The organism is Campylobacter sp. MIT 12-8780 (assembly GCF_006864535.1).
Classification (GTDB): domain Bacteria; phylum Campylobacterota; class Campylobacteria; order Campylobacterales; family Campylobacteraceae; genus Campylobacter_D.
In genome coordinates this window covers 1-19,984 of the sequence record NZ_QHLL01000012.1, presented here as the reverse complement: position 1 = coordinate 19,984, position 19,984 = coordinate 1, and the positions used below count along the sequence as shown (strand labels likewise).

22 protein-coding genes and 2 pseudogenes are annotated in these 19,984 nt (G+C 33.9%); 3 read left to right on the top strand and 21 right to left on the bottom strand.

Going from position 1 to position 19,984, the window contains the following annotated elements:
• Positions 1-9 precede the first annotated feature (9 nt).
• On the bottom strand, positions 10-1,887 hold the full coding sequence (locus DMB95_RS08665; protein WP_142931733.1) for a mechanosensitive ion channel family protein: 1,878 nt from the start codon (positions 1,885-1,887) through the stop codon (positions 10-12).
• A 17-nt stretch (positions 1,888-1,904) separates the two neighbouring features.
• Positions 1,905-2,540: a carbonic anhydrase gene (locus DMB95_RS08660; protein WP_137632519.1), complete on the bottom strand. Its 636-nt coding sequence runs from the start codon at positions 2,538-2,540 to the stop codon at positions 1,905-1,907.
• A gap of 249 nt (positions 2,541-2,789) precedes the next feature.
• Here DMB95_RS08660 and DMB95_RS08655 point away from each other — a divergent pair, with 249 nt between their 5' ends.
• Positions 2,790-3,929, top strand: coding sequence for a hypothetical protein (locus tag DMB95_RS08655; RefSeq protein WP_142931732.1), 1,140 nt, complete (start codon positions 2,790-2,792; stop codon positions 3,927-3,929).
• 110 nt (positions 3,930-4,039) lie between these two features.
• Here the strand turns inward: DMB95_RS08655 and DMB95_RS08650 are convergent, their stop codons facing one another.
• The 15 genes from DMB95_RS08650 to DMB95_RS08580 form a co-directional block, all read right to left on the bottom strand.
• The gene (locus DMB95_RS08650) at positions 4,040-4,678 is read right to left on the bottom strand and encodes a superoxide dismutase (RefSeq protein WP_142931731.1); all 639 of its coding nucleotides are present in this window, start codon (positions 4,676-4,678) and stop codon (positions 4,040-4,042) included.
• Positions 4,679-4,821: 143 nt separating this feature from the next.
• Positions 4,822-5,703, bottom strand: a complete 882-nt coding sequence (locus DMB95_RS09795) for a hypothetical protein (protein ID WP_260604843.1) — start codon at positions 5,701-5,703, stop codon at positions 4,822-4,824.
• 52 nt (positions 5,704-5,755) lie between these two features.
• Positions 5,756-6,661: a hypothetical protein gene (locus DMB95_RS08640; RefSeq protein ID WP_142931730.1), complete on the bottom strand. Its 906-nt coding sequence runs from the start codon at positions 6,659-6,661 to the stop codon at positions 5,756-5,758.
• A 1-nt stretch (position 6,662) separates the two neighbouring features.
• Complete coding sequence (locus DMB95_RS09595) at positions 6,663-7,184, bottom strand: hypothetical protein (RefSeq protein ID WP_185906690.1); 522 nt, start codon at positions 7,182-7,184, stop codon at positions 6,663-6,665.
• Between the two features lie 176 nt (positions 7,185-7,360).
• Positions 7,361-8,296: a hypothetical protein gene (locus DMB95_RS08630; protein ID WP_142931729.1), complete on the bottom strand. Its 936-nt coding sequence runs from the start codon at positions 8,294-8,296 to the stop codon at positions 7,361-7,363.
• A 39-nt stretch (positions 8,297-8,335) separates the two neighbouring features.
• Positions 8,336-9,262 carry a hypothetical protein gene (locus tag DMB95_RS08625; protein WP_142931728.1) on the bottom strand — a complete coding sequence of 309 codons (927 nt, stop codon included), beginning with the start codon at positions 9,260-9,262 and terminating at the stop codon, positions 8,336-8,338.
• A 107-nt stretch (positions 9,263-9,369) separates the two neighbouring features.
• Positions 9,370-10,095: a hypothetical protein gene (locus DMB95_RS08620; RefSeq protein ID WP_142931727.1), complete on the bottom strand. Its 726-nt coding sequence runs from the start codon at positions 10,093-10,095 to the stop codon at positions 9,370-9,372.
• Between the two features lie 216 nt (positions 10,096-10,311).
• A complete protein-coding gene (locus tag DMB95_RS08615) occupies positions 10,312-11,508 on the bottom strand; it encodes a saccharopine dehydrogenase family protein (protein WP_142931726.1) in 1,197 nt (398 codons plus the stop codon).
• A gap of 113 nt (positions 11,509-11,621) precedes the next feature.
• On the bottom strand, positions 11,622-12,821 hold the full coding sequence (locus DMB95_RS08610) for a metallophosphoesterase family protein (protein ID WP_142931725.1): 1,200 nt from the start codon (positions 12,819-12,821) through the stop codon (positions 11,622-11,624).
• A gap of 9 nt (positions 12,822-12,830) precedes the next feature.
• Entirely contained in the window at positions 12,831-13,040 is a 210-nt protein-coding gene (locus DMB95_RS08605) for an alkylphosphonate utilization protein (protein WP_137632507.1), read from the bottom strand.
• A gap of 138 nt (positions 13,041-13,178) precedes the next feature.
• Positions 13,179-13,514 carry a PepSY-like domain-containing protein gene (locus DMB95_RS08600; protein ID WP_137632506.1) on the bottom strand — a complete coding sequence of 112 codons (336 nt, stop codon included), beginning with the start codon at positions 13,512-13,514 and terminating at the stop codon, positions 13,179-13,181.
• Positions 13,515-13,696: 182 nt separating this feature from the next.
• Positions 13,697-14,083: a preQ(1) synthase gene (gene queF, locus DMB95_RS08595; RefSeq protein ID WP_142931724.1), complete on the bottom strand. Its 387-nt coding sequence runs from the start codon at positions 14,081-14,083 to the stop codon at positions 13,697-13,699.
• Positions 14,084-14,096: 13 nt separating this feature from the next.
• Positions 14,097-15,314, bottom strand: a complete 1,218-nt coding sequence (locus tag DMB95_RS08590; RefSeq protein WP_142931723.1) for a glucose-6-phosphate isomerase — start codon at positions 15,312-15,314, stop codon at positions 14,097-14,099.
• A complete protein-coding gene (gene galU / locus DMB95_RS08585; RefSeq protein WP_137632503.1) occupies positions 15,308-16,132 on the bottom strand; it encodes a UTP--glucose-1-phosphate uridylyltransferase GalU in 825 nt (274 codons plus the stop codon). Before galU ends, DMB95_RS08590 begins: the two co-directional genes overlap by 7 nt.
• A 51-nt stretch (positions 16,133-16,183) precedes the next feature.
• Positions 16,184-17,089: a DMT family transporter gene (locus DMB95_RS08580; RefSeq protein ID WP_142931721.1), complete on the bottom strand. Its 906-nt coding sequence runs from the start codon at positions 17,087-17,089 to the stop codon at positions 16,184-16,186.
• A gap of 120 nt (positions 17,090-17,209) precedes the next feature.
• Here DMB95_RS08580 and DMB95_RS08575 point away from each other — a divergent pair, with 120 nt between their 5' ends.
• Entirely contained in the window at positions 17,210-17,434 is a 225-nt protein-coding gene (locus DMB95_RS08575) for a hypothetical protein (protein ID WP_137632502.1), read from the top strand.
• A gap of 85 nt (positions 17,435-17,519) precedes the next feature.
• Here DMB95_RS08575 and DMB95_RS08570 read toward each other — a convergent pair whose 3' ends face one another.
• The 3 genes and pseudogenes from DMB95_RS08570 to DMB95_RS08560 form a co-directional block, all read right to left on the bottom strand.
• A complete protein-coding gene (locus tag DMB95_RS08570; RefSeq protein WP_142931722.1) occupies positions 17,520-17,720 on the bottom strand; it encodes a hypothetical protein in 201 nt (66 codons plus the stop codon).
• Positions 17,721-17,736: 16 nt separating this feature from the next.
• Positions 17,737-18,375, bottom strand: a pseudogene (locus DMB95_RS08565) (sugar phosphate nucleotidyltransferase); the annotation flags it as partial.
• Between the two features lie 51 nt (positions 18,376-18,426).
• Entirely contained in the window at positions 18,427-19,332 is a 906-nt protein-coding gene (locus DMB95_RS08560; protein WP_142931721.1) for a DMT family transporter, read from the bottom strand.
• A gap of 120 nt (positions 19,333-19,452) precedes the next feature.
• Between DMB95_RS08560 and DMB95_RS08555 the strand changes: the two genes are divergently transcribed.
• Positions 19,453-19,677 (top strand): hypothetical protein, encoded by a 225-nt coding sequence (locus DMB95_RS08555; protein WP_137632502.1) that lies wholly within the window; start codon positions 19,453-19,455, stop codon positions 19,675-19,677.
• Positions 19,678-19,762: 85 nt separating this feature from the next.
• On the opposite strand, the pseudogene DMB95_RS09590 reads toward DMB95_RS08555, so the two are convergent.
• Positions 19,763-19,984 (bottom strand): annotated as a pseudogene (locus tag DMB95_RS09590) (hypothetical protein); the annotation flags it as partial.

Here is a 19,984-nt window from a genome sequence, read left to right as displayed (position 1 = left end):
GCCAAGCTTTTATGCTTTGGCATTTTTTAAGTCTAAATTCTTCAAATCTTTTAAATTTTCAACATAAATACTCAAGCTTGGGAAAGCAAAACCTAGCCCATTTTTTTCTAAAATCCGCATAAAATCAAGCATTAAAACCTGTCTTGCTTCTCTAAAATCCTTTGCATTGATAGCCTTAGTGTAAAAATAAAGCTCTATATTAATCGAGCTATCTGCAAATTCACACAAAGAAACATAACACGCATTTTTATACCCCTCAAGATCATTGATAGAAACTAAATTTTGTCTGTATCTTGCTTTATAAGAGTTTTTGTTTAAAGCGCTATCTTCGCTGTGTGCGACAAGCTCGCTTTTATCAAGATAAGCTTTTAAGTCCTTGACGCATTGTTCTAGTTGTTCAGCCTTTGCATCATACGCTACGCCTAAAATCATCTTTATATGCCTACCTATACGCCTTTTGCTCCAATTTGTAATGTTTGCATTCATAATCGTTGAGTTTGGCACATATACCAAAGCATTATCAAAAGTGCGTATGGCTGTTTTTCTAAGTCCTATTTCAACCACCGTTCCTTCAACGCCTGCAACCTCCACCCAATCGCCTTGATTTAAACCATCATCAAAAGAAACCATCAAAGAAGCAAAGAAATTTGCAATCACATCTTTTGCCGCCAAAGCCACTGCAAGCCCACCTATACCAAGCGAAGCAATGATAGCTGAGACATTAAAACCAAGATGAGCCAGCACAAAAAGTATAGCAATAACCACCACCACAAAATATAAAATTTTAACGATGAGATTAACGACTTCTTTCTTTTCGCTTTTTTTTGCCAAAGTCGAAAGCAACACCACCCCATAACTATCTAAAATTTGAATCACAAGCCAAGCAAACAACACTGCATAAATAATATAAAAAACATTCGTGATGCTTATCAATACAGGAGCTGGATAATACGCTATACTAAAGCACACACTTAAGGCATAAAAAAAGAGCAAGAGCTTCAAAGGCTTTTTGTTTTTTTCAATAAAAACGGCTCGAATTTCTTCTTGACTCATCGCATCTGTATCATGCTTAAAGAAAGAATTTACAAGCATAAAATAACTCAATCTTGGCAAAAAGAGATTTAAAACATAAAAAAGAGCTAAAATGAAAAATGAAATGATGATTTTGCCAGTATTAAGAAAATCAAAGCCAGCAAATTCATTGATCTTATCTATCAAAACTTGAAGCTCAAGTCGTGCAAAGATAAAATTACTCTCAAGCAAGTTTGCATTATCTTTAAGATAGTTTAAAATTTCATCATACGAATCCGCCTTAAGCAAGAGCTTATTTTCTGCCTCGTTAATAATGCTAAGTTCTTTAAAATCAAGTCTAGTTTTAAGCTCACTTAAGTCAAATTCAACTAAAACTTGCAATTTACTTTGAGCATTTTGAAGCAAGGCACTCAACTCTTTTGCACTCGCTGTTTTTTTAAACAATGACTCAAGCTTAAACAAGGATGTATAAAAGCTTTCATCAAGCTCTAAAGAACTCAGCTCAATCTTGCTTTGAGCGAATTGAAAATTCTGTGTTGTAAGCTTTTGAAATTCTTGCTCGAGCTTGTTTTTATGCTCTAAAAAACGCTTAATGGACGCTTCATCGATGCTTTGAGCTGAAATAACCTTTGGCAAGGTATTTAAAAGCTCTTGCTTTTGTTTTTTTATACTTGTTTTTTGCTCGCTAAAAATGCTTGTGTTATTGTCGCTTCTATCATTTAAATCCTTAAGTTCATTGTTTAAAACGATAAATTTTTGCACAAGATGAAACAGCTCTGCATTACTTTCGTTGTTATCTTCAGTAGCAAAAGCAAAGGCTATAAAAATACTTAAAATTATGATAACTTTTTTCATTTTTTTCCTTTTTATAATCAATCTTTATGCGTAATGAGTGTGAAATTTTTTAAATCCATATTATATTCATAAATTTCACCTGTTTCGATGATATAATACCAAGCATGAAGCTCCATTTTTCCTTCTAGTAAAGCCTCTTTGATACCCGGATAGGTTAAAAGATTTTGCAAAGAATGAAGTAAATTTAGCTTTTCAGTTAGCCAAGAACGCATAGCCTCATCATTTTGAGCAACACTAAAGCTTAACACTTCATTTTTAATATCCTCAAGCATAGAAAGCCAATGCTTTACATTTGGCACCTTTTCAAGCTCTTTTTCACTGCTATAAAGTGCCGAACAGCCACCGCAGTTGCTATGTCCGCATACGATGATATTTCTTACTTTAAGGGCATTTACGGCGTATTCTATGGCTGAAGTAGTGGCTAGATAGTCATTTGCCACTCTATAAGGTGGGATAATATTGGCTATATTTCGCACGACAAAAAGCTCACCTGGACCAGTATTGGTGATGAGATTTGGGATCACCCTAGAATCAGAACAGCCGATAAAAAGCGTATGTGGTTCTTGCCTATCTTTAAGACTTTTAAAAAGCTTTTTATGCTCCTTAAAATCTTCTTGCATAAACTTCACTGCACCCTTGATGAGACTTTGCATATATAGCCTTTTTGAGTTTTTAAATTGTAATTATAGCTAAAATTTGGTATTTTCAAAAAAAAGATAAAGTCAAAATCAACTTAAAAGACTATTTATTTGATTTAATAAATACTTTTTTTATTTAAGTTTTTTAAAAGAAAATAAATGATAAAACTTATCATATATTAAAAAGGAGCAAAAATGAAAATTTTTTTCTTTTTTGGCACGAAATTTGCTTAGTTTTTTTTAATCACTTAAAAGGCTAAGCAAATGCTAGTTCAAAATAATACACCTAATCTAAACCCTACCAGCTCAAATAACTCTTTACAAACAAGTGCAAAAAAATCCCCTAGTGATACACTCAACTTTAAAGATACTTTGCAACTTGCAAAGGAAAATTTACAAGTTAATGATACAAATACTCAAAGTTCTTATAGTATTACAACTGAGAAAAAATATAAGCCTTTTAAGGCTTGGGTAACTGTAAATCAAAATGGCACCCATCAAATTGATAATAAAACAAGCACCAAATTCACGGACTTTTTAAACAATACCTCAAGTCAAACTCCAGTGAGTAAAGCTCAATATCTAAAAGCAACTGAGGAGCTCTCATCTTTAATGGATGAGCTTAGAGAGCTGGCATTAAGCGAGCATGGTAAGGATAGTGAGCTAGGTTATTATCTTTTTCACATGTCTTATGGCTTTAAAGCAGATGTTTCATGTGTTGAAAATTTACCTCAAACCATACAGCAAAATATGCAAAAACTCCATTCAAATTTAAATTCGCAAAGAGAATATGAAGATGATATGTTTCAGTTAATTTCCAATATCGAACATTATTTTTCTTTCTCCAGCATGCTTACACAATATGCAGTTGATTTTTTTGACTTTGTTGATGATAAATTTAGTGGCTTAGATGATGAAAGAATCAAAGAAAATCTAGCCATTATGAAAGCGTATTGGGATGACAAATCAGCCTCTCAAGCAAATGTTGTGCTTGATGATGAAACAAGGGTAGAATTTAAAATCGAAGAAACACAAGATGAATCACACTACTCAGTCAGGATTTTAGGAGCTGAGTCTAGTCTTTTTTTTCAAAGTCTATGTTTAAGATATGAAAATGGAGTTCGTAGTCTTTATGCTTGCAATTTTCTTGAATTAGAACAAGACTTATCTCAAAATTTTAACTTACATTCGTATGAAAATGAAAAATTTGAAAGCTTGTTTAAACTCTTTGAAAATCATGAAAATTTTAAAAGTTTTAATGTATCTAATTCAAACTCAAACACAAATCGCCCAAAACCAAATTTAAATAATACTCTAGATCAAACATACTCTTTAAATAATAAAACTTATGAGAAGGACTTAAACTCATCTTTGCTTCAAAAAGCCTTACAGGAGCTGGTGTAAGAATGGTGTTTAATCCCTTAAGAGTATAATCTTTAAGGATTAAACTTAAGATAAAAAAGACTTGCTCTTTAAAGCACTTTCAAGTAAATCTTTTTAAAAATTTAAATATATCAAGAATGAAGCTCATTGATATAAAATTGCACCGAGCCTTCGCCCTCTTTCAAAGCCCATTCATACGCTTTAGCTACAAATTCCCAATTCACATACTCAAAAAAAGCTTCCAAATAAGCCGCTCTAGCGTTGCGGTGGTTGATATAATACGCATGTTCCCACACATCAGCCACAAGCAAAGGCACCCTTGCTTCTGTAATAGGCGTAGCAGCGTTTGGTGTGCTTAAAAGTTTGAGCTTTTTATCTTTAAGATCATACACCAACCAAAACCAGCCCGAGCCAAAAACTCCGCTCGCTCCTTTGATAAACTCAGCCTTAAATTCAGCAAGTGAATTAAATTCTTTTTCAAGTGCTGTTTTAAACGCAAGATTTATTTTATCTTCATCACTTTTAGGACTTAAGCAGTCAAAATAAAAGTCATGATTATAAATTTGAGCAGCATTGTTAAAAAGCCCTGCACTTGAGTTTTTGATGATGAAAAACAAATCTTTATTTTCAAATTCTGTATCTTTGATAAGCTTGTTAAGATTATCAACATAGGCTTTGTGGTGTTTGCCGTGGTGATAGCTAAAAGCTTCTTCACTTAAAAATTGACCAAAAGCGCTGGTGTCATAGGGTAGGGTTCTGAGTTTAAACATTGCTTCTCCTTTGAATTTTGATGATTTATTCTAGCATATTTTTATCAAAATAAGGGCAAAAAAGATAAAATAGAAAAATAAAGGCTTGATTTACCCACAACAATATTTTCACAATAGACTTTAAAGCATTGTTTCACACAAAGCTAAAATTTTTTCCACAAGCTTAAAGCAAAGATCGAGTTAGGAGCTGAGTTTGAGCCACTTGCCGAGCCTGAAAGTGAGATAGCCGTATCATCATCAAGACTATAAGAAAAACCTAAGCTGATATTAGGGATAGAATAAGAGCTTGTGTATTGCCTGCCGTTAAATTTGCTTCCTTGCTGATAGCTTTGAGAAAAGCCTATATCAAGCGAAACCTTAGGGCTTAAGATGATAGAGCCGTTAAAGCCGGCAAAAACAGCATTGCCAAAATTGACTTTATTGCTTTTAAAATGAAGTGTGCTATTATACGCACCGCCAAGATATAAAGATAAGATTAAAGGATCGCTAAAGGTTTTAAAAGAAAACTGCACATTGCCAGAGCTTGCATAAAAAAGCTTTTTTGCTGTAGTAAATCTTACCCTATCAAAAACTGAAATAGAAGCTGAAAGCTGGGGAACAAAATCGCCTAAATTCTCAAAAGAATAAACAAACCCTAAGCTAAGATTATCAAAGTTAGTGTATTGTTCGTGGGTGTAGCTTGTAGGTGCAAAAAAGCTTGTTTGCTCACTATCACTACGCACAAAAGAAGCCTTTGCACTAAGCATTAAATCAAGTTTATTGTTTAAAGAATAGATAAAATTTTGTCTTAAGGAAAATTGCTTATTATCAGTATAATTTCTGCCGTCATTATAAACTGAGATAAAAGGGAAGGTATTGTAAAAATCAGCATTTCCAGAGCTAAGATACTCTAAAGTCGTTATGCTTCTTAGTCCAATTTGTTTTTTAAAAAGACTATCAAAGCTAATAGGATCAGAAGCGAGCAAAAAACTAGGCAAAATGCCTATAAAACAAAATACCTTAAATAAAATTTTATAAACACTCATACCTTACACACCCAAAGTAAAGTCAAAATGCCTCAAAAGAGCAAAAGACAACTCACGCAAGTTCCTGCAAGACTCTTTGAAGCAAAGACGAATTTGATGAATTTGAAGTTAATTTTTTTTCATTTTTATCATCGTTTGATGAATTGGTGTCGTTTTTCTCACTCATATATGCTTTTTCTCTAAGCTCAAATATAGCATAAAGACTTGAAAATACTTTTTTATCACTTGCAAGTCTGATTTGATCACTTAAGTTTTCATTGTCTTTGCTGATGAGTTCAAACTGAAATTTACCCCCTACTATATCCCATGAAAAAGTATCGCCTTGCTCTGTGGTGAGGTTTTTAGCCTTGTTATAATGATATGATTTTATGATATCCATATACTCAAAATACTGCTGTTTTTCACTTTGGCTTAGTTCATGCCATACTTCAGTAAAAAAGCCTCCTGCAAAGTTTTCTATAAATTGTCCTTGTCCGCTAAGCTGTATAAGACTTGATTTTAAATTCATTTCTTTTTCAAGTATGGTATTTGGATTTTTTTCATTGATAGCTTGTAAAAGAGCCTTTAAATCAGCCTGAACAAGTTCTTTGATAGGTTTATCAATATAGCTTTTATCAAGACTCGCACGATGAGTTGAAACTATAGTAGAACTTTGAAAAGTATGTGATTTTTCATCAAGACTTTCTTTGAAAAGCTCTAATTTCTCTGAAAGTCTTTCGTATTTCGCCTCATCATCTTGATAGCGAGAAAGTATATCTTGCGTGAAATTTAAGACTGATCTTATAGTCATTGTATAAGCACTATCACTTATATTAGAATAAGACTTTGCTTGTGAATACTCATGCTTGATTCTATCAGCATTTATTTGAATGACATTATTAGACTTTATAGAGCCAGGCTTTAAAATCTCTACAGCCCTTGAAGTTATGTCTAAATGAGACAAATTTGTTAAACTCATCTTACATCCTTGAAAGTCTTCTTGCGACCATCTCGTCAACTCTTTGCTTTATTTGTGTTTGTGTAAAAATATCATTAACCATAACATCTTTAAATTCTCTAAATACTGCGGAACTTGGATTAAAAGAACCGATTGCATAATGTCGTTTAACCTGCCCGGATCTAAAATCATAAAAAGCATTCAAAACCATTGTTTCACCAGCATTTGCAAAGCTATTAAAAATCATTATATTTGATCTTGCGGTGCCTGCTGAGAAAAAATTATCACTATCATCCAAGCCAAAAGGCACCATAGCCTCAACAGCTAAGGTTTGATTATATCTATTTGTATAATTTTGCATCCAAAAGTTCGAATATACATGTATCCCACCCTTAACCTCACTCATCTCAGCATCACTAAGTTTTTTTACTCCGACAGAACTTTCACTTAATCTTCCATTACTTGCTTTAAAAAGCAAATCATTTGCTAGAGTGAAATTTAAGCTTAAAGATAAAGCTGCCACAAAGAAAAAGAATTTTTTCATTTTTTGCTCCTTTTTTAGAATATGATAAATTTTATCATTTTATATTTTAAAAAAAACTTAAAAAGTCTTTTTATTTATTAATTTTTAAGCAAATTCTATTCCAAGAAATAATTTATTTTTAAATTCAAACTTATATAAAAATTCTTTATTCTTAAAAAAACTTTTTAGCATTACTTTCACACAAGCTCTTGCAAAGCTTTTTGAAGTGCTGATTGCTCGGGCTGGGTTTTTGAATTTGTGTTTTCAAACATATTTAAAAGTATGTTAAAGCTTTTGTTTTCTAAAAGAGAAGAATTTTCTTTGAGTGCAAAGCTTTGATTGTTTATCTTTAAAAAAGTTTGAGTCTTTTGTTCTTGAACGCTGTACTCATAACTTAGTCCTATTTTCATACCATTTGCTAAAGTCAAATCACTTGCCGTGTTATTGTCCCAATAGCCTTTTATCGTGGCTAAATCTTGCATGATTTTTTGTGTGTCAAGTCCTTCAAATTTATCACTTGCATAGTCAAAAAAATGTATCATTTGCTCAGCAAATGCTTTATTCATCGTAAAATACCCTCTAAGTGTTTGAGCTATACCTTCTAAATCTTTATAGCTAGAGTTGAGTGCAAAATTAAGCTCATTTTGTGATTTCATAATGTTATTTTGCCTATTCATAAGCTCAGCTTGCATAGTAGTAAGCTCGGATCCAAGCTTGCTATCTAAGCCTTGCTGCTCAGTAGCTAAGGCTGTAAGCTTTTTAGCTGTAGCAAGCAAAGACAAAGCAGCCTCGTTGTGCTCGCTCTGGCTTGTTCTTTCTTGCTTTTGGCTAAGAACACTTGAAAAAGGTGTTTGCGTTCTTTTTGCAAAGATTAACACCGCTTTATTGCTTTTTTCAAGTTCTTCTTTAGGTACTTTGATTGTATAGTCTTTGTTATCTTCGTAAAAATCAAGCTGTTTATTTAAAGCGTTCATATCTTTGATATGCTCTTGCTCATAATAACTTGCTAATTCCTTAGGCAAAACTGCACTAGAATTTGCAAACCATTCATCTAAAAATGATTGTTCGAGTGCTTTAATGTGCTGTTTATAAGAAAGTTGAGTTTGCAAGCTTTGTGATGTATTAATAAACATGTTTTTCCTTTATTTTTAGATCAAAACTATACTCAGCTTTTATTCTAGCTCCTGTAAGGCTCTTTGAAGCAAAGATGAGTTTGATGAATTTGAGGTTAAATTTTTTTCATTTTTATGAGTTTTGATTTCATTATTTTCAGAGCGATTTTTTGGCTCAAAGATTTCAAATAGAGTTTGAAATTTCTTTTTATCATTAGCTAGCTGTATCAAATCAAGCTTTTCATTGTCAAAACCTTGTATTGTTATCTTAAAAGTCCCATTTTCCTCGCTCCAATTAAGCATTGTGCCATCGCTTAATGTAAAATTATGAGCTTGTTCGTAATAATACGCACTTATGGTAGAAACATTTTGCAAAAAAGAATTTTGTTCTGAAGCACTTAAATCACTCCAAATTGCTGAATAAAAAAGCTCGGCATTCATTTTTATATACTCACCGTGATTTTCAAGCTCTTGCAAACTTGCTCTAAGCTCTAAAAGCCTAGCTTCGCTATCTTTATCTTCATTTTTAAGACTTTTGATATATGCTTTTGCCTTTTGCTCCACAAGGCTAGGCAGGCTTTGAGTGTTGTTAAAATCAAGCTTAGGATTAAAAAAATTTGAGCTTGATTTTATATCTGGTAAAACATTGTTTTCAGGATTTAAACTATGTGTAAAAAGTGCAAAAGCTTGCGAAAGGTAGTCAAATTTTTGCTCATCATTTTTATATTTTTCTAAGATATTTTTCATAGAATGGGTTAATTTTTGTAGGCTTTGATTATATGAATTTTGAGTAAGCTCACCTTGTGTGTTGCTTGCATAAAACTCAAGTCTAGCAGCATCAATTGCTTTAATTGCCTCTTGTGATGGCTTTTGCTGCATGGCAAAATTAAAAGATTTCATAAAAAGAGACTCTGAGCCTTGAGATGAATGAGCTGTATTTTGATAATTTTGGGTAAAAGCATAAGAATTAGTAGATGAAATTCTCATTCTTGCTCCTTTTAGCTTGAAAAGCCTATAAATATAAGCTTTGATTTGTTAATTTAATAAAGTTATATAAAAAATCTTTATTCTTAAAAAACTTTTTAACATTATTTTTACCCAAGTTCTTTTAAAGCTTTTTGAAGTGCTGATTGCTCGGGCTGGGTTTTTGAATTTGTGTTTTCAAACATATTTAAAAGTATATGAAAGCTTTTGTTTTCTTGTAGGCTTAAATTTGACAAGGCTAGTTCTTGCTTTTCTTTTATGAGTATGCTTAGTCCTGAAGTATTTAAAAGCACTTTTGTGTTATCATTTACATTTATGCCTTGACTTTGCTCGCTTGCATGATAATTTTCTATACTCTTAATCAATCCTTGAATTTCACTCAAATTTAAGGACTTATCCTCATTTTGTGCAAGCTCAAAGAATTTATTTATATCCTGTGCTATAGCTGGAGCAAAAAGCATATAATCAGAATAATTTTGCATAAGCTGGGTTTTTAAAGTGCTTTGACTTTGCGAATTTTCTAAAAAAGACTGAATGCTATTTTGCATAGAATTTTTGTTTTCACTCATCAGTTCTAAGCGGGATTCAATGGAGTTTTTTAAAACCTTTAAATCTGTTTTGATTGGCGAATTTTCTAAATTTTTTAAACTTGTATCCATAGCTTCAAGCACGCTTTGAATAGCCTTTTTATAATCATCTTGATTTAAAAGTTCTAAGCTTTTATTTGAATGAGTTTGCAAATGAAGCAAGGCTTTAAAATCATCGCTTGATTTTGTGTTTTTAACATTGGCATTTAAATGTTGAGTGTTATTTATCTTATCGGCAAAAATTGTCATTTTAACTCCTTAAAAAGCATAAACAACTTAAAAAGTCTTTTATTTATAAGAAATTCAAGCAAATTTTGTTCCAAATTAAAGCTGTTAAAATTAGAAAATTATATGCGTTTTATCTAGCTTAAAACTAACCATATAAAGTTTAAAAAAATTCAAAAAATTAGAGCAAGCACAAGCCTTAGGCTTGCTCTATATCATCTTAGCTTGTGATAGGCTAGATTAAGACAAAGGAAGTTCTATGATTTTATAGGGCAAGCCCTGAGTCATAAGCTCGTCCATAAAAGGCTGGGCGTCAAATTCTTCCATGTTAAATACACCTTTTCCCTGCCAAATGCCTTTTGCGATAAGTTTTGCACCTATCATGGCTGGCACTCCTGTGGTGTAGCTCACAGCTTGTGCGCCGGTTTCTTTATAGCATTCTTCATGATTGCAGACATTATAGATATACACTTGCTTTTCCTTGCCATCTTTTAAGCCTCTTATCACACAACCTATATTTGTAAAGCCTTTAGTCCTTGCTCCAAGACTTGCTGGATCAGGTAAGAGAGTCTTTAAAAACTCTATAGGCACGATCTCAATCCCTTTGTGAAGCACAGGCTTAATGCCTAGCATGCCTACATTTTCAAGGCAGTTCATGTGAGTGAGATAATTTTGAGAAAAAGTCATAAAAAAGCGAATTCGTTTTAAACTTGGTATATTTTTTACCAAGCTTTCAAGTTCTTCATGATAGAGCAAATAGCTATCTTTAACCCCAACTTCTGGATAATCCCAAGCCATTTTTATAGCCATAGGCTCAGTTTCTATCCACTTACCATTTTCCCAGTATCTGCCTTTGGCTGAAACTTCTCTAAGATTGATCTCTGGATTAAAATTCGTCGCAAATTTATAGCCATGATCGCCTGCATTACAATCTAAAATGTCTATATAATGAATTTCATCAAAAAGCTTTTGCTTGGCATACGCACAAAAGACATTTGTAACGCCCGGATCAAAGCCAGAGCCAAGAAGGGCTAAAATTCCAGCTTCTTTAAAGGCTTCATTCCTAGCCCATTGTTCTTTATACTCAAATTTAGCCAAATCTGGATGTTCATAATTTGCTGTATCTATATAAGGAATTTTTGCTTTTACACAAGCGTCCATCAAGCTTAAATCTTGATAAGGCAGGGCTAAATTTAAAAGCAAATCAGCCTTTATCTCTTTAATAAGCTTTACAACCGCTTCAGTATCATCAGCGTCAATCTTAGCTATATCTATACTCACGCCTAAACGCTCTTTGATAAAACTTGCTATAGCCTCGCATTTACTTAAGGTTCTACTTGCTAGGGTGATTTTGCTAAAAGTGTTTGCATTCATGGCAGCTTTTACTGCTGCTACTCTAGCTACTCCGCCTGCTCCTATGATTAAAAGATGACTCATTTCTTTTTTCCTTGATTATGAATTTTTAGCTTAATTGTAACATAAATTCAAGATTTTAAGGATTTAAAAAACTTGTAATTTAAACTAAAAAGATTGGCTTAAAATGCTTCTTGCTATTTTCTAAATACATCATTTTTGATCTCTTTGCACTCAAAGCCTTTTTTACTCAAGGTTACCACACGCAAAAAGCCCCCAGCATCGACTTTGCCTTCAAGCAAAAAAGCTCTGCTTGCAAGCTGAATGGGAAGCTTTTGGCGGTTGCGGTGTCCAAAAAGCTCGTAAGTGTTGCTTGGGGTGTTTTCGCAAAATTGCTGGGCTATATACTGACTTTCATCATACGAGCCTACGCCGTAGATAAACTCTTCACTTGATATAAAGCTTAAGTGAGCCAAATTTTCTGGCAAAAAATTTAAGCCTCCATGCGAACAAAAGATGATCTTTTCTTCAAATTGATAACAAAAGCATTCTTTAAAATGTGGATACAAAGCCCTTGCGTCCTCTTTTGTCAGCTTTTCTTTTTTAAAGTCTTTGAGTGTATTTTCATTAAATTCTTTTGAACTTGCAGTTTGATTTAACGCCCATTTGATAAGATGTCTTTCGTGGTTTCCTTCAAGCAAGATCACATTTTCAAGCCCTTTGATCTTTAAAAGCCATTTGATCACCTTAGCATTTTCTATGCCTCTGTCTATATAATCGCCCAAAAATACATAAAATTCATCTTTTTTAATCTTATTAATCGCTTTTTTAAGCACGCTAAAACAACCTTGTATATCGCCTATGTGGTGGATTTTTTTGTATGCGCTAAGATCGCGAATTTGATATAAATACTCTTTAAATTCATAAGGTTTGATAACTTTAAATTTCTTAGCAATTTTTTCTTTTTGCAAAGCATAATCAATAGCCTCAAGTATATGTTCTGGGATAAAAACGCCCTTTTGCTGAGCGATGATGAAGTTTTTAAGCTTTACTTCTTCTAAATTTAAGGTGTTAAACTCGATGATAAATAGCTCATAGCGGTATTTTAAGGCTAAGTCTTTATACTCTTTAAGTATGGAATTGTTTGCATTTGGAGCATTGACTATACAAAGCTCGCCTTTGTTCATTCTTAGCTCTAAAAGCTTAAACAAATGCTCTAAAATTTCGCTTGCATTGCGGTAATCAAGGCTTTTGTAGCCATTGCTTAACATTTTATATCCACCTGCTAAAAAGCGAAGTTCTTCTAAATCTAAGGTATAATTTAACAGCTCGTTTTTTGCGAGCCATTCTTTTTGAGCGTTAAAATAATTGCCCCTTAAGACAAACAAAAGCCTCAAAACAAACCCTTAAATTTTCTTTAAAAACTCAGTTTTCAGCACGATAACACCAAGCTTATCCACACGCGCTTCAATCTCGCCTTCTTTGCTTGTGAGTTTGATATTTTTAATCACACTGCCCCTTTTTAAGGTGTGGCTTGCTCCTTTGATCTTTAAATCCTTAATCACACTTACACTATCGCCAGCCTCAAGCGTCGTGCCGTTTGCGTCTTTTGCCATTGTTTTTTTCCTTATTTGGTTTAAAATTGTGTAATTATAATATAAATTTGTATTTATCTAAGGGAAGTTTGAAAAAGAAAGTAAAAAAATGCAAAGAGCAAGCCTACTCTTTGCAAAAAAAGCTTTATTTAAAGCTGATTAATCGTCAAATTTTTGCCCTAAAAAGTTGCCATTGCGATCAAAATAAAGCTCCATAAAATTGTTAAGCTTGATCTCATAGCCATACGCTTCCCAATCCATATCAACAATAAATGCGCCCGGATAGAGCTTTTGAATTTGAGCGTTAATGTTTTTTGGCAAACCATTAAAATAATCTTGTGGTGGCACAGCTTGTTGTGGATACACAGGATATGGAGCAACCGGAGCTGGTGCAACTGCAGGGGCTTGAGCTGGAGCTGGCGCAGTAGCGGCTGGGTTTGCGCTTGCAAGGATTGCAGAGCATGCTAAAATAGCAGGGATAAGTTTTGTTTTCATTTCTTTCTCCTTAAAAATGTTTTAGTAAGTGCAAGTTTATACTTTTTGTGTGAAGTGAGCGTGAAAGATAAAATAAAAAATATTTTTAGAAAATACCTTAAATTCAAGGTATTTGAAAGAGTTTTTGAAGCTTTTGTGCTTTTAAAAGCTCTTTCTCATAAGGCTTAAGAGTGCAAAAAGTTTCATTTTGGCACAACTAGATCAGAACGGCATTCAATGATAGTATGCACATTTCCACGAGGGTTAAAATCTGCCTCAAGTTTAATCCACTTTGGTTTTAACTTCGCTTTTAAAGTGCTGTAAATTTCATTGACCACAGCTTCGTGGCTGATATTTTTATACATAAAAGAGTTGATATAAATTTTAATAGCTTTAAGCTCGACGACAAATTGATCAGGGATATATTCTAAATTTAAAGTCGCAAAGTCTGGATAGCCACTTCTTGGACACAAGCACATAAACTCAGGCAAAGAAATTTTGATGATATAATCATTTTCAGCTTTGTTTTCCCAAAGTTCTAAGTCCTTTTCTACATCAAATTCTTTAATCTCTTTTTCACCATAACGCATAGTTTTTCCTTTTTTAAGATAAGATTTTTTTTAAGATAAGCTTACCAACCTCAACACCGGGCTGATCGTAGGTATTAATACCAAGCATTACTCCACACGCTGAAGTTAAAAGCTCATAATGATACATCAAATACCCACCATGCCACTCATCAAGCCTATCAAGCTCGATTAAATCAACGCTTAAATTTTCAGCTACTAAAGCTTGCAAAGTCGCTTCACACTGCGCATTAAGAAGTTTTTGCAAATCAACTCCATTGCTAAAATCACAATCCTCTAAGTAAGGTAAAGAAAGTTTAGGGATACACATGGATTTTTCAAGCTCTTTTACCCTTAAAAAAGTCACCATTTTATCCTTTGGACCTTGCATAATGAGTTGTAAGAAACTGTGCTGATCCCTAGCTCCAATTAAGGCTATAGGCGTAATGCCAAGCCTTTTATAGCCTTGCTTTTTACCCAAACTCTCAGCGATAAGCTGGACAAACCATTCATTAAAACCCTTAAAAGCATCGCCATAACTAAACAAAACGCTGATATTTGCATATTTATGCGTGCAGTAATGATAGGCTTTTTGCAAAATGCTTTCTTGTTTTTTCTCAAAAAAATCTTTCTTGCACGTCAAAGCTCCATCAAGCAAGGCTTTAACATCATATCCGCACACAAAAAGTGGCACCACGCCCACAGCTGAAAGCACGCTAAAACGACCGCCAACATTAGCTGGGATTAAAAAGCATTTTACACTAAGCTGCTCGCCAAGTTTATGAAGCTTTGAGTTTTCATCAGTGATAAAGATGAAATTCTTAGATAAATCCTTCATTTCAAGCTTAAAATGAGCCATAATAAGCTTAAAAAGACTCACAACTTCTATAGTCGTGCCGGTTTTACTCGCCACTATAAAAAGACTATCTTCTAAATTCACCTCATCAAGCACTTTTGTAAGGCTAAGATTTGAGCTATTATCAAGTATAAAAAGCTTGCATTTGCCTTTATCTTGCTGGACTAAAAAGTCTCTTAAAGCCTTTACTCCACAGCTTGAACCACCCATGCCAAGCAAGATTACATTTTTATAAGTTTTGTTTTGAAAATACTGCTCGCATTCAGAAATTAAGCCAGTATTATCAGCTAAATGATAATACCCTATCTCTTTACTCTCAAACTCATCATTAATGCGTTGCGCATAAGCTTTTATGGTATCAAGCTGAGCAGTTTTAAAAAAAAAGTGATTGTTTAGCATTTGCTCTTGCCATAAAAATAATTCGTCGCCTCAACAAAGCCTTCTACAGAACCGCAATCAAATCTTTTGCCCTCAAATTTATAAGCTAAAACCATGCCATTTGTAGCTTGAGCCAAAAGCGCGTCAGTGAGCTGAATTTCGCCGTTTTTGCCAGCCTTTGTATTTTCTAAAATACCAAAAATATCTGGAGTGAGTATGTATCTGCCTATGATAGCAAGATTGCTTGGGGCTTCTTCAATGCTTGGCTTTTCTATCATCGAGCTAACCATGATGAGATTATCTTCTACTGCGTTTCCAGCGATAACTCCATAGCTTGAAACCTGCTCTTTTGGCACTTCCATAACAGCAACTACGGTGCAGCGGTATTTTTCATAAATTTTTACCATTTGAGCCATAACCCCAAGCCCGTCCTCATTTACACACAAATCATCAGCTAATATCACCCCAAAAGCTTCATCACCAGCTAAAGCCCTACCCTTTAAAACAGCATCTCCTAAGCCTCTCATTTCATTTTGCCTTGTAAAAGTAAAGGTGCAACGAGTGATGAGTGAGCGAATTTCAGCAAGCAGATATTCTTTTTTTGTGCCTGAAATTTGATGTTCTAGCTCATAAGAAGTATCAAAATAATCCTCCAAAGCCCTTTTTCCACGTCCTGTAACAAAGCCCATAGTATCCATACCAGCTTCTAAAGCCTCATCAACCCCATAATGAATAAGTGGTTTTGTCAGTATAGGAAGCATTTCCTTAGGCAAAGCCTTAGTGGCTGGTAAAAAGCGAGTGCCATATCCTGCGGCTGGAAAAATACAAGTTTGAAGCATAAATTATCCTTGCTGTTAAGTAAAATTTTGAGCTGATTATAACGAAAAATGTTAAATTTTTCTTAAGTTTTTACCATAAATATTAATCAAATAAATCGCAAAAATAGCCAAAACAGAACCAAAAATCGTTTTTAAACTCGGAATTTCATCAAGAAAAACATAACTTATCAGCAAAGCAAAAAGTGGCACCAAAAGCAAAAAAGAATTTGCTCTAAAAGCCCCAAGATACTGAATTCCTAGATAATAAATCCCTGTGCCAACTATAGTTGATAAAATCGCCAAAAAGCCCAAATTCAGCCAAAAAATCCAATCAGCGTCAAAAACACTATAAGTTTCTTGTAGAAAAAAACACGGCGAAAAGCACAGCAACGCCAAAAGCGTGACATAGAAATTTATCGCTAAAGGGTGCAAATTAATCTTTTGCGTAAAAAGGCTCATCACCGCCCAATCAAATGCTGCAAGCAAGAAAAAGACATTGAAAGGATTTAAAAGTGTAGAAAAGCTTTGAATTTCAAGCAAAAAAGCCCCTGAAATAAGGGCTAAAATAAGTCCAAAAAGCTCATTTTTAGGAAGTTCTAGGAAGTGAATTTTTCCTTTGAAGCACAAATACATATGCGTGAGTATATATGCAAAAATGGGCGTCATTGTAGTGGTTAAAACTCCGCTTTTGCCAGCGTCTGCTTGATTGAGTCCAGCAAATAATAAAAAAGAATAAATAGCATTACACAAACCGGCTAAAAGTATGAATTTAAAAATGCGTTTTTCAAAGCGGATTGAAATTTTAAACACAAAAAGCAAAATTACAACGCCGATAAAAACGATCAAAAAACGCCAAAAAGCGATAATATAAGCACTTGCATAGAGTGTCAAAACCTTAGAGCTTACCCAAGAACCACCCCAAAACATCATCGCTATCAGCATAAAAACAAAGAAAATCTTTTCTTTAGACGCACTCATCAGGCTTTGCTCCAAGTTTAAAAGCACGATTATAACATTTTTTATTTTAAGCTCAAATTTAATTTTTGTTTTTATTTTTTTGATACAATCACAACCACAATTTATCTTAAAGGAGACACAATGAAAAAATTACTCGTTGTAGCATTTGCTGCTTTACTTGGTGCAAGTGTGGCTTTAGCAAATGAAGCTGTAAAAGGTGCTGCTAAAGCTCAAGGTGCTGATGTTGCTGGACAATTAATGAGCGGCAAAAGCGCTAAAGAAGTAGCTGCTGCTAAAAAAGAAGAAGCTAAAGAAGCGGCTAAAGAAGAAGCTGGCAAACAAATCAACAAATTACTTAACTTCTAAGTAAGTCTAGCCCAAATTTTTGGGCTAGTTTTTAAATTCTTGCTTTTAAAATTAAATTTTTTACTCTAAAGAATTTATTAAAGTTTTAAAATAAAGTTGCTTGAAGTGCAAAAACAAGACAGATCGCACAACCCAAAACTATAGCAAGGTATTGTGCTTTGCGGTTTTTCTTGCTTACAAAAAGCGTAATCATCACGCCAGAAACATACAACACAAACAAAGTTAAGCCAAAACCGATGGCTAAAATGTCAAATAAAGAATTATTTTTTGACTCATGCAAGCTCATTAAAAGCCCAAGTGCTGATCGCTGGAGTGAGTATGTATCTGCCTATGATAGCAAGATTGCTTGGGGCTTCTTCAATGCTTGGCTTTTCTATCATCGAGCTAACCATGATGAGATTATCTTCTACTGCGTTTCCAGCGATAACTCCATAGCTTGAAACCTGCTCTTTTGGCACTTCCATAACAGCAACTACGGTGCAGCGGTATTTTTCATAAATTTTTACCATTTGAGCCATAACCCCAAGCCCGTCCTCATTTACACACAAATCATCAGCTAATATCACCCCAAAAGCTTCATCACCAGCTAAAGCCCTACCCTTTAAAACAGCATCTCCTAAGCCTCTCATTTCATTTTGCCTTGTAAAAGTAAAGGTGCAACGAGTGATGAGTGAGCGAATTTCAGCAAGCAGATATTCTTTTTTTGTGCCTGAAATTTGATGTTCTAGCTCATAAGAAGTATCAAAATAATCCTCCAAAGCCCTTTTTCCACGTCATGTAACAAAGCCCATAGTATCCATACCAGCTTCTAAAGCCTCATCAACCCCATAATGAATAAGTGGTTTTGTCAGTATAGGAAGCATTTCCTTAGGCAAAGCCTTAGTGGCTGGTAAAAAGCGAGTGCCATATCCTGCGGCTGGAAAAATACAAGTTTGAAGCATAAATTATCCTTGCTGTTAAGTAAAATTTTGAGCTGATTATAACGAAAAATGTTAAATTTTTCTTAAGTTTTTACCATAAATATTAATCAAATAAATCGCAAAAATAGCCAAAACAGAACCAAAAATCGTTTTTAAACTCGGAATTTCATCAAGAAAAACATAACTTATCAGCAAAGCAAAAAGTGGCACCAAAAGCAAAAAAGAATTTGCTCTAAAAGCCCCAAGATACTGAATTCCTAGATAATAAATCCCTGTGCCAACTATAGTTGATAAAATCGCCAAAAAGCCCAAATTCAGCCAAAAAATCCAATCAGCGTCAAAAACACTATAAGTTTCTTGTAGAAAAAAACACGGCGAAAAGCACAGCAACGCCAAAAGCGTGACATAGAAATTTATCGCTAAAGGGTGCAAATTAATCTTTTGCGTAAAAAGGCTCATCACCGCCCAATCAAATGCTGCAAGCAAGAAAAAGACATTGAAAGGATTTAAAAGTGTAGAAAAGCTTTGAATTTCAAGCAAAAAAGCCCCTGAAATAAGGGCTAAAATAAGTCCAAAAAGCTCATTTTTAGGAAGTTCTAGGAAGTGAATTTTTCCTTTGAAGCACAAATACATATGCGTGAGTATATATGCAAAAATGGGCGTCATTGTAGTGGTTAAAACTCCGCTTTTGCCAGCGTCTGCTTGATTGAGTCCAGCAAATAATAAAAAAGAATAAATAGCATTACACAAACCGGCTAAAAGTATGAATTTAAAAATGCGTTTTTCAAAGCGGATTGAAATTTTAAACACAAAAAGCAAAATTACAACGCCGATAAAAACGATCAAAAAACGCCAAAAAGCGATAATATAAGCACTTGCATAGAGTGTCAAAACCTTAGAGCTTACCCAAGAACCACCCCAAAACATCATCGCTATCAGCATAAAAACAAAGAAAATCTTTTCTTTAGACGCACTCATCAGGCTTTGCTCCAAGTTTAAAAGCACGATTATAACATTTTTTATTTTAAGCTCAAATTTAATTTTTGTTTTTATTTTTTTGATACAATCACAACCACAATTTATCTTAAAGGAGACACAATGAAAAAATTACTCGTTGTAGCATTTGCTGCTTTACTTGGTGCAAGTGTGGCTTTAGCAAATGAAGCTGTAAAAGGTGCTGCTAAAGCTCAAGGTGCTGATGTTGCTGGACAATTAATGAGCGGCAAAAGCGCTAAAGAAGTAGCTGCTGCTAAAAAAGAAGAAGCTAAAGAAGCGGCTAAAGAAGAAGCTGGCAAACAAATCAACAAATTACTTAACTTCTAAGTAAGTCTAGCCCAAATTTTTGGGCTAGTTTTTAAATTCTTGCTTTTAAAATTAAATTTTTTACTCTAAAGAATTTATTAAAGTTTTAAAATAAAGTTGCTTGAAGTGCAAAAACAAGACAGATCGCACAACCCAAAACTATAGCAAGGTATTGTGCTTTGCGGTTTTTCTTGCTTACAAAAAGCGTAATCATCACGCCAGAAACATACAACACAAACAAAGTTAAGCCAAAACCGATGGCTAAAATGTCAAATAAAGAATTATTTTTTGACTCATGCAAGCTCATTAAAAGCCCAAGTGCTGATCG

Excerpts from the sequence above, each read along its gene's own strand:
- DMB95_RS08570 (WP_142931722.1), bottom strand. The coding sequence starts at position 17,720 with ATGAGCTTGCATGAGTCAAAAAATAATTCTTTATTTGACATTTTAGCC.
- DMB95_RS08590 (WP_142931723.1), bottom strand. The coding sequence starts at position 15,314 with ATGCTAAACAATCACTTTTTTTTTAAAACTGCTCAGCTTGATACCATA.
- DMB95_RS08555 (WP_137632502.1), top strand. The coding sequence starts at position 19,453 with ATGAAAAAATTACTCGTTGTAGCATTTGCTGCTTTACTTGGTGCAAGT.
- galU (WP_137632503.1), bottom strand. The coding sequence starts at position 16,132 with ATGCTTCAAACTTGTATTTTTCCAGCCGCAGGATATGGCACTCGCTTT.
- DMB95_RS08605 (WP_137632507.1), bottom strand. The coding sequence starts at position 13,040 with ATGGCAAAAGACGCAAACGGCACGACGCTTGAGGCTGGCGATAGTGTA.
- DMB95_RS08660 (WP_137632519.1), bottom strand. The coding sequence starts at position 2,540 with ATGCAAAGTCTCATCAAGGGTGCAGTGAAGTTTATGCAAGAAGATTTT.
- queF (WP_142931724.1), bottom strand. The coding sequence starts at position 14,083 with ATGCGTTATGGTGAAAAAGAGATTAAAGAATTTGATGTAGAAAAGGAC.
- DMB95_RS08575 (WP_137632502.1), top strand. The coding sequence starts at position 17,210 with ATGAAAAAATTACTCGTTGTAGCATTTGCTGCTTTACTTGGTGCAAGT.
- DMB95_RS08580 (WP_142931721.1), bottom strand. The coding sequence starts at position 17,089 with ATGAGTGCGTCTAAAGAAAAGATTTTCTTTGTTTTTATGCTGATAGCG.
- DMB95_RS08600 (WP_137632506.1), bottom strand. The coding sequence starts at position 13,514 with ATGAAAACAAAACTTATCCCTGCTATTTTAGCATGCTCTGCAATCCTT.
- DMB95_RS08615 (WP_142931726.1), bottom strand. The coding sequence starts at position 11,508 with ATGAGTCATCTTTTAATCATAGGAGCAGGCGGAGTAGCTAGAGTAGCA.
- DMB95_RS08640 (WP_142931730.1), bottom strand. The coding sequence starts at position 6,661 with ATGAGTTTAACAAATTTGTCTCATTTAGACATAACTTCAAGGGCTGTA.
- DMB95_RS08620 (WP_142931727.1), bottom strand. The coding sequence starts at position 10,095 with ATGACAATTTTTGCCGATAAGATAAATAACACTCAACATTTAAATGCC.
- DMB95_RS08655 (WP_142931732.1), top strand. The coding sequence starts at position 2,790 with ATGCTAGTTCAAAATAATACACCTAATCTAAACCCTACCAGCTCAAAT.
- DMB95_RS09795 (WP_260604843.1), bottom strand. The coding sequence starts at position 5,703 with ATGAGTGTTTATAAAATTTTATTTAAGGTATTTTGTTTTATAGGCATT.
- DMB95_RS09595 (WP_185906690.1), bottom strand. The coding sequence starts at position 7,184 with ATGAAAAAATTCTTTTTCTTTGTGGCAGCTTTATCTTTAAGCTTAAAT.
- DMB95_RS08625 (WP_142931728.1), bottom strand. The coding sequence starts at position 9,262 with ATGAGAATTTCATCTACTAATTCTTATGCTTTTACCCAAAATTATCAA.
- DMB95_RS08650 (WP_142931731.1), bottom strand. The coding sequence starts at position 4,678 with ATGTTTAAACTCAGAACCCTACCCTATGACACCAGCGCTTTTGGTCAA.
- DMB95_RS08665 (WP_142931733.1), bottom strand. The coding sequence starts at position 1,887 with ATGAAAAAAGTTATCATAATTTTAAGTATTTTTATAGCCTTTGCTTTT.
- DMB95_RS08630 (WP_142931729.1), bottom strand. The coding sequence starts at position 8,296 with ATGTTTATTAATACATCACAAAGCTTGCAAACTCAACTTTCTTATAAA.
- DMB95_RS08560 (WP_142931721.1), bottom strand. The coding sequence starts at position 19,332 with ATGAGTGCGTCTAAAGAAAAGATTTTCTTTGTTTTTATGCTGATAGCG.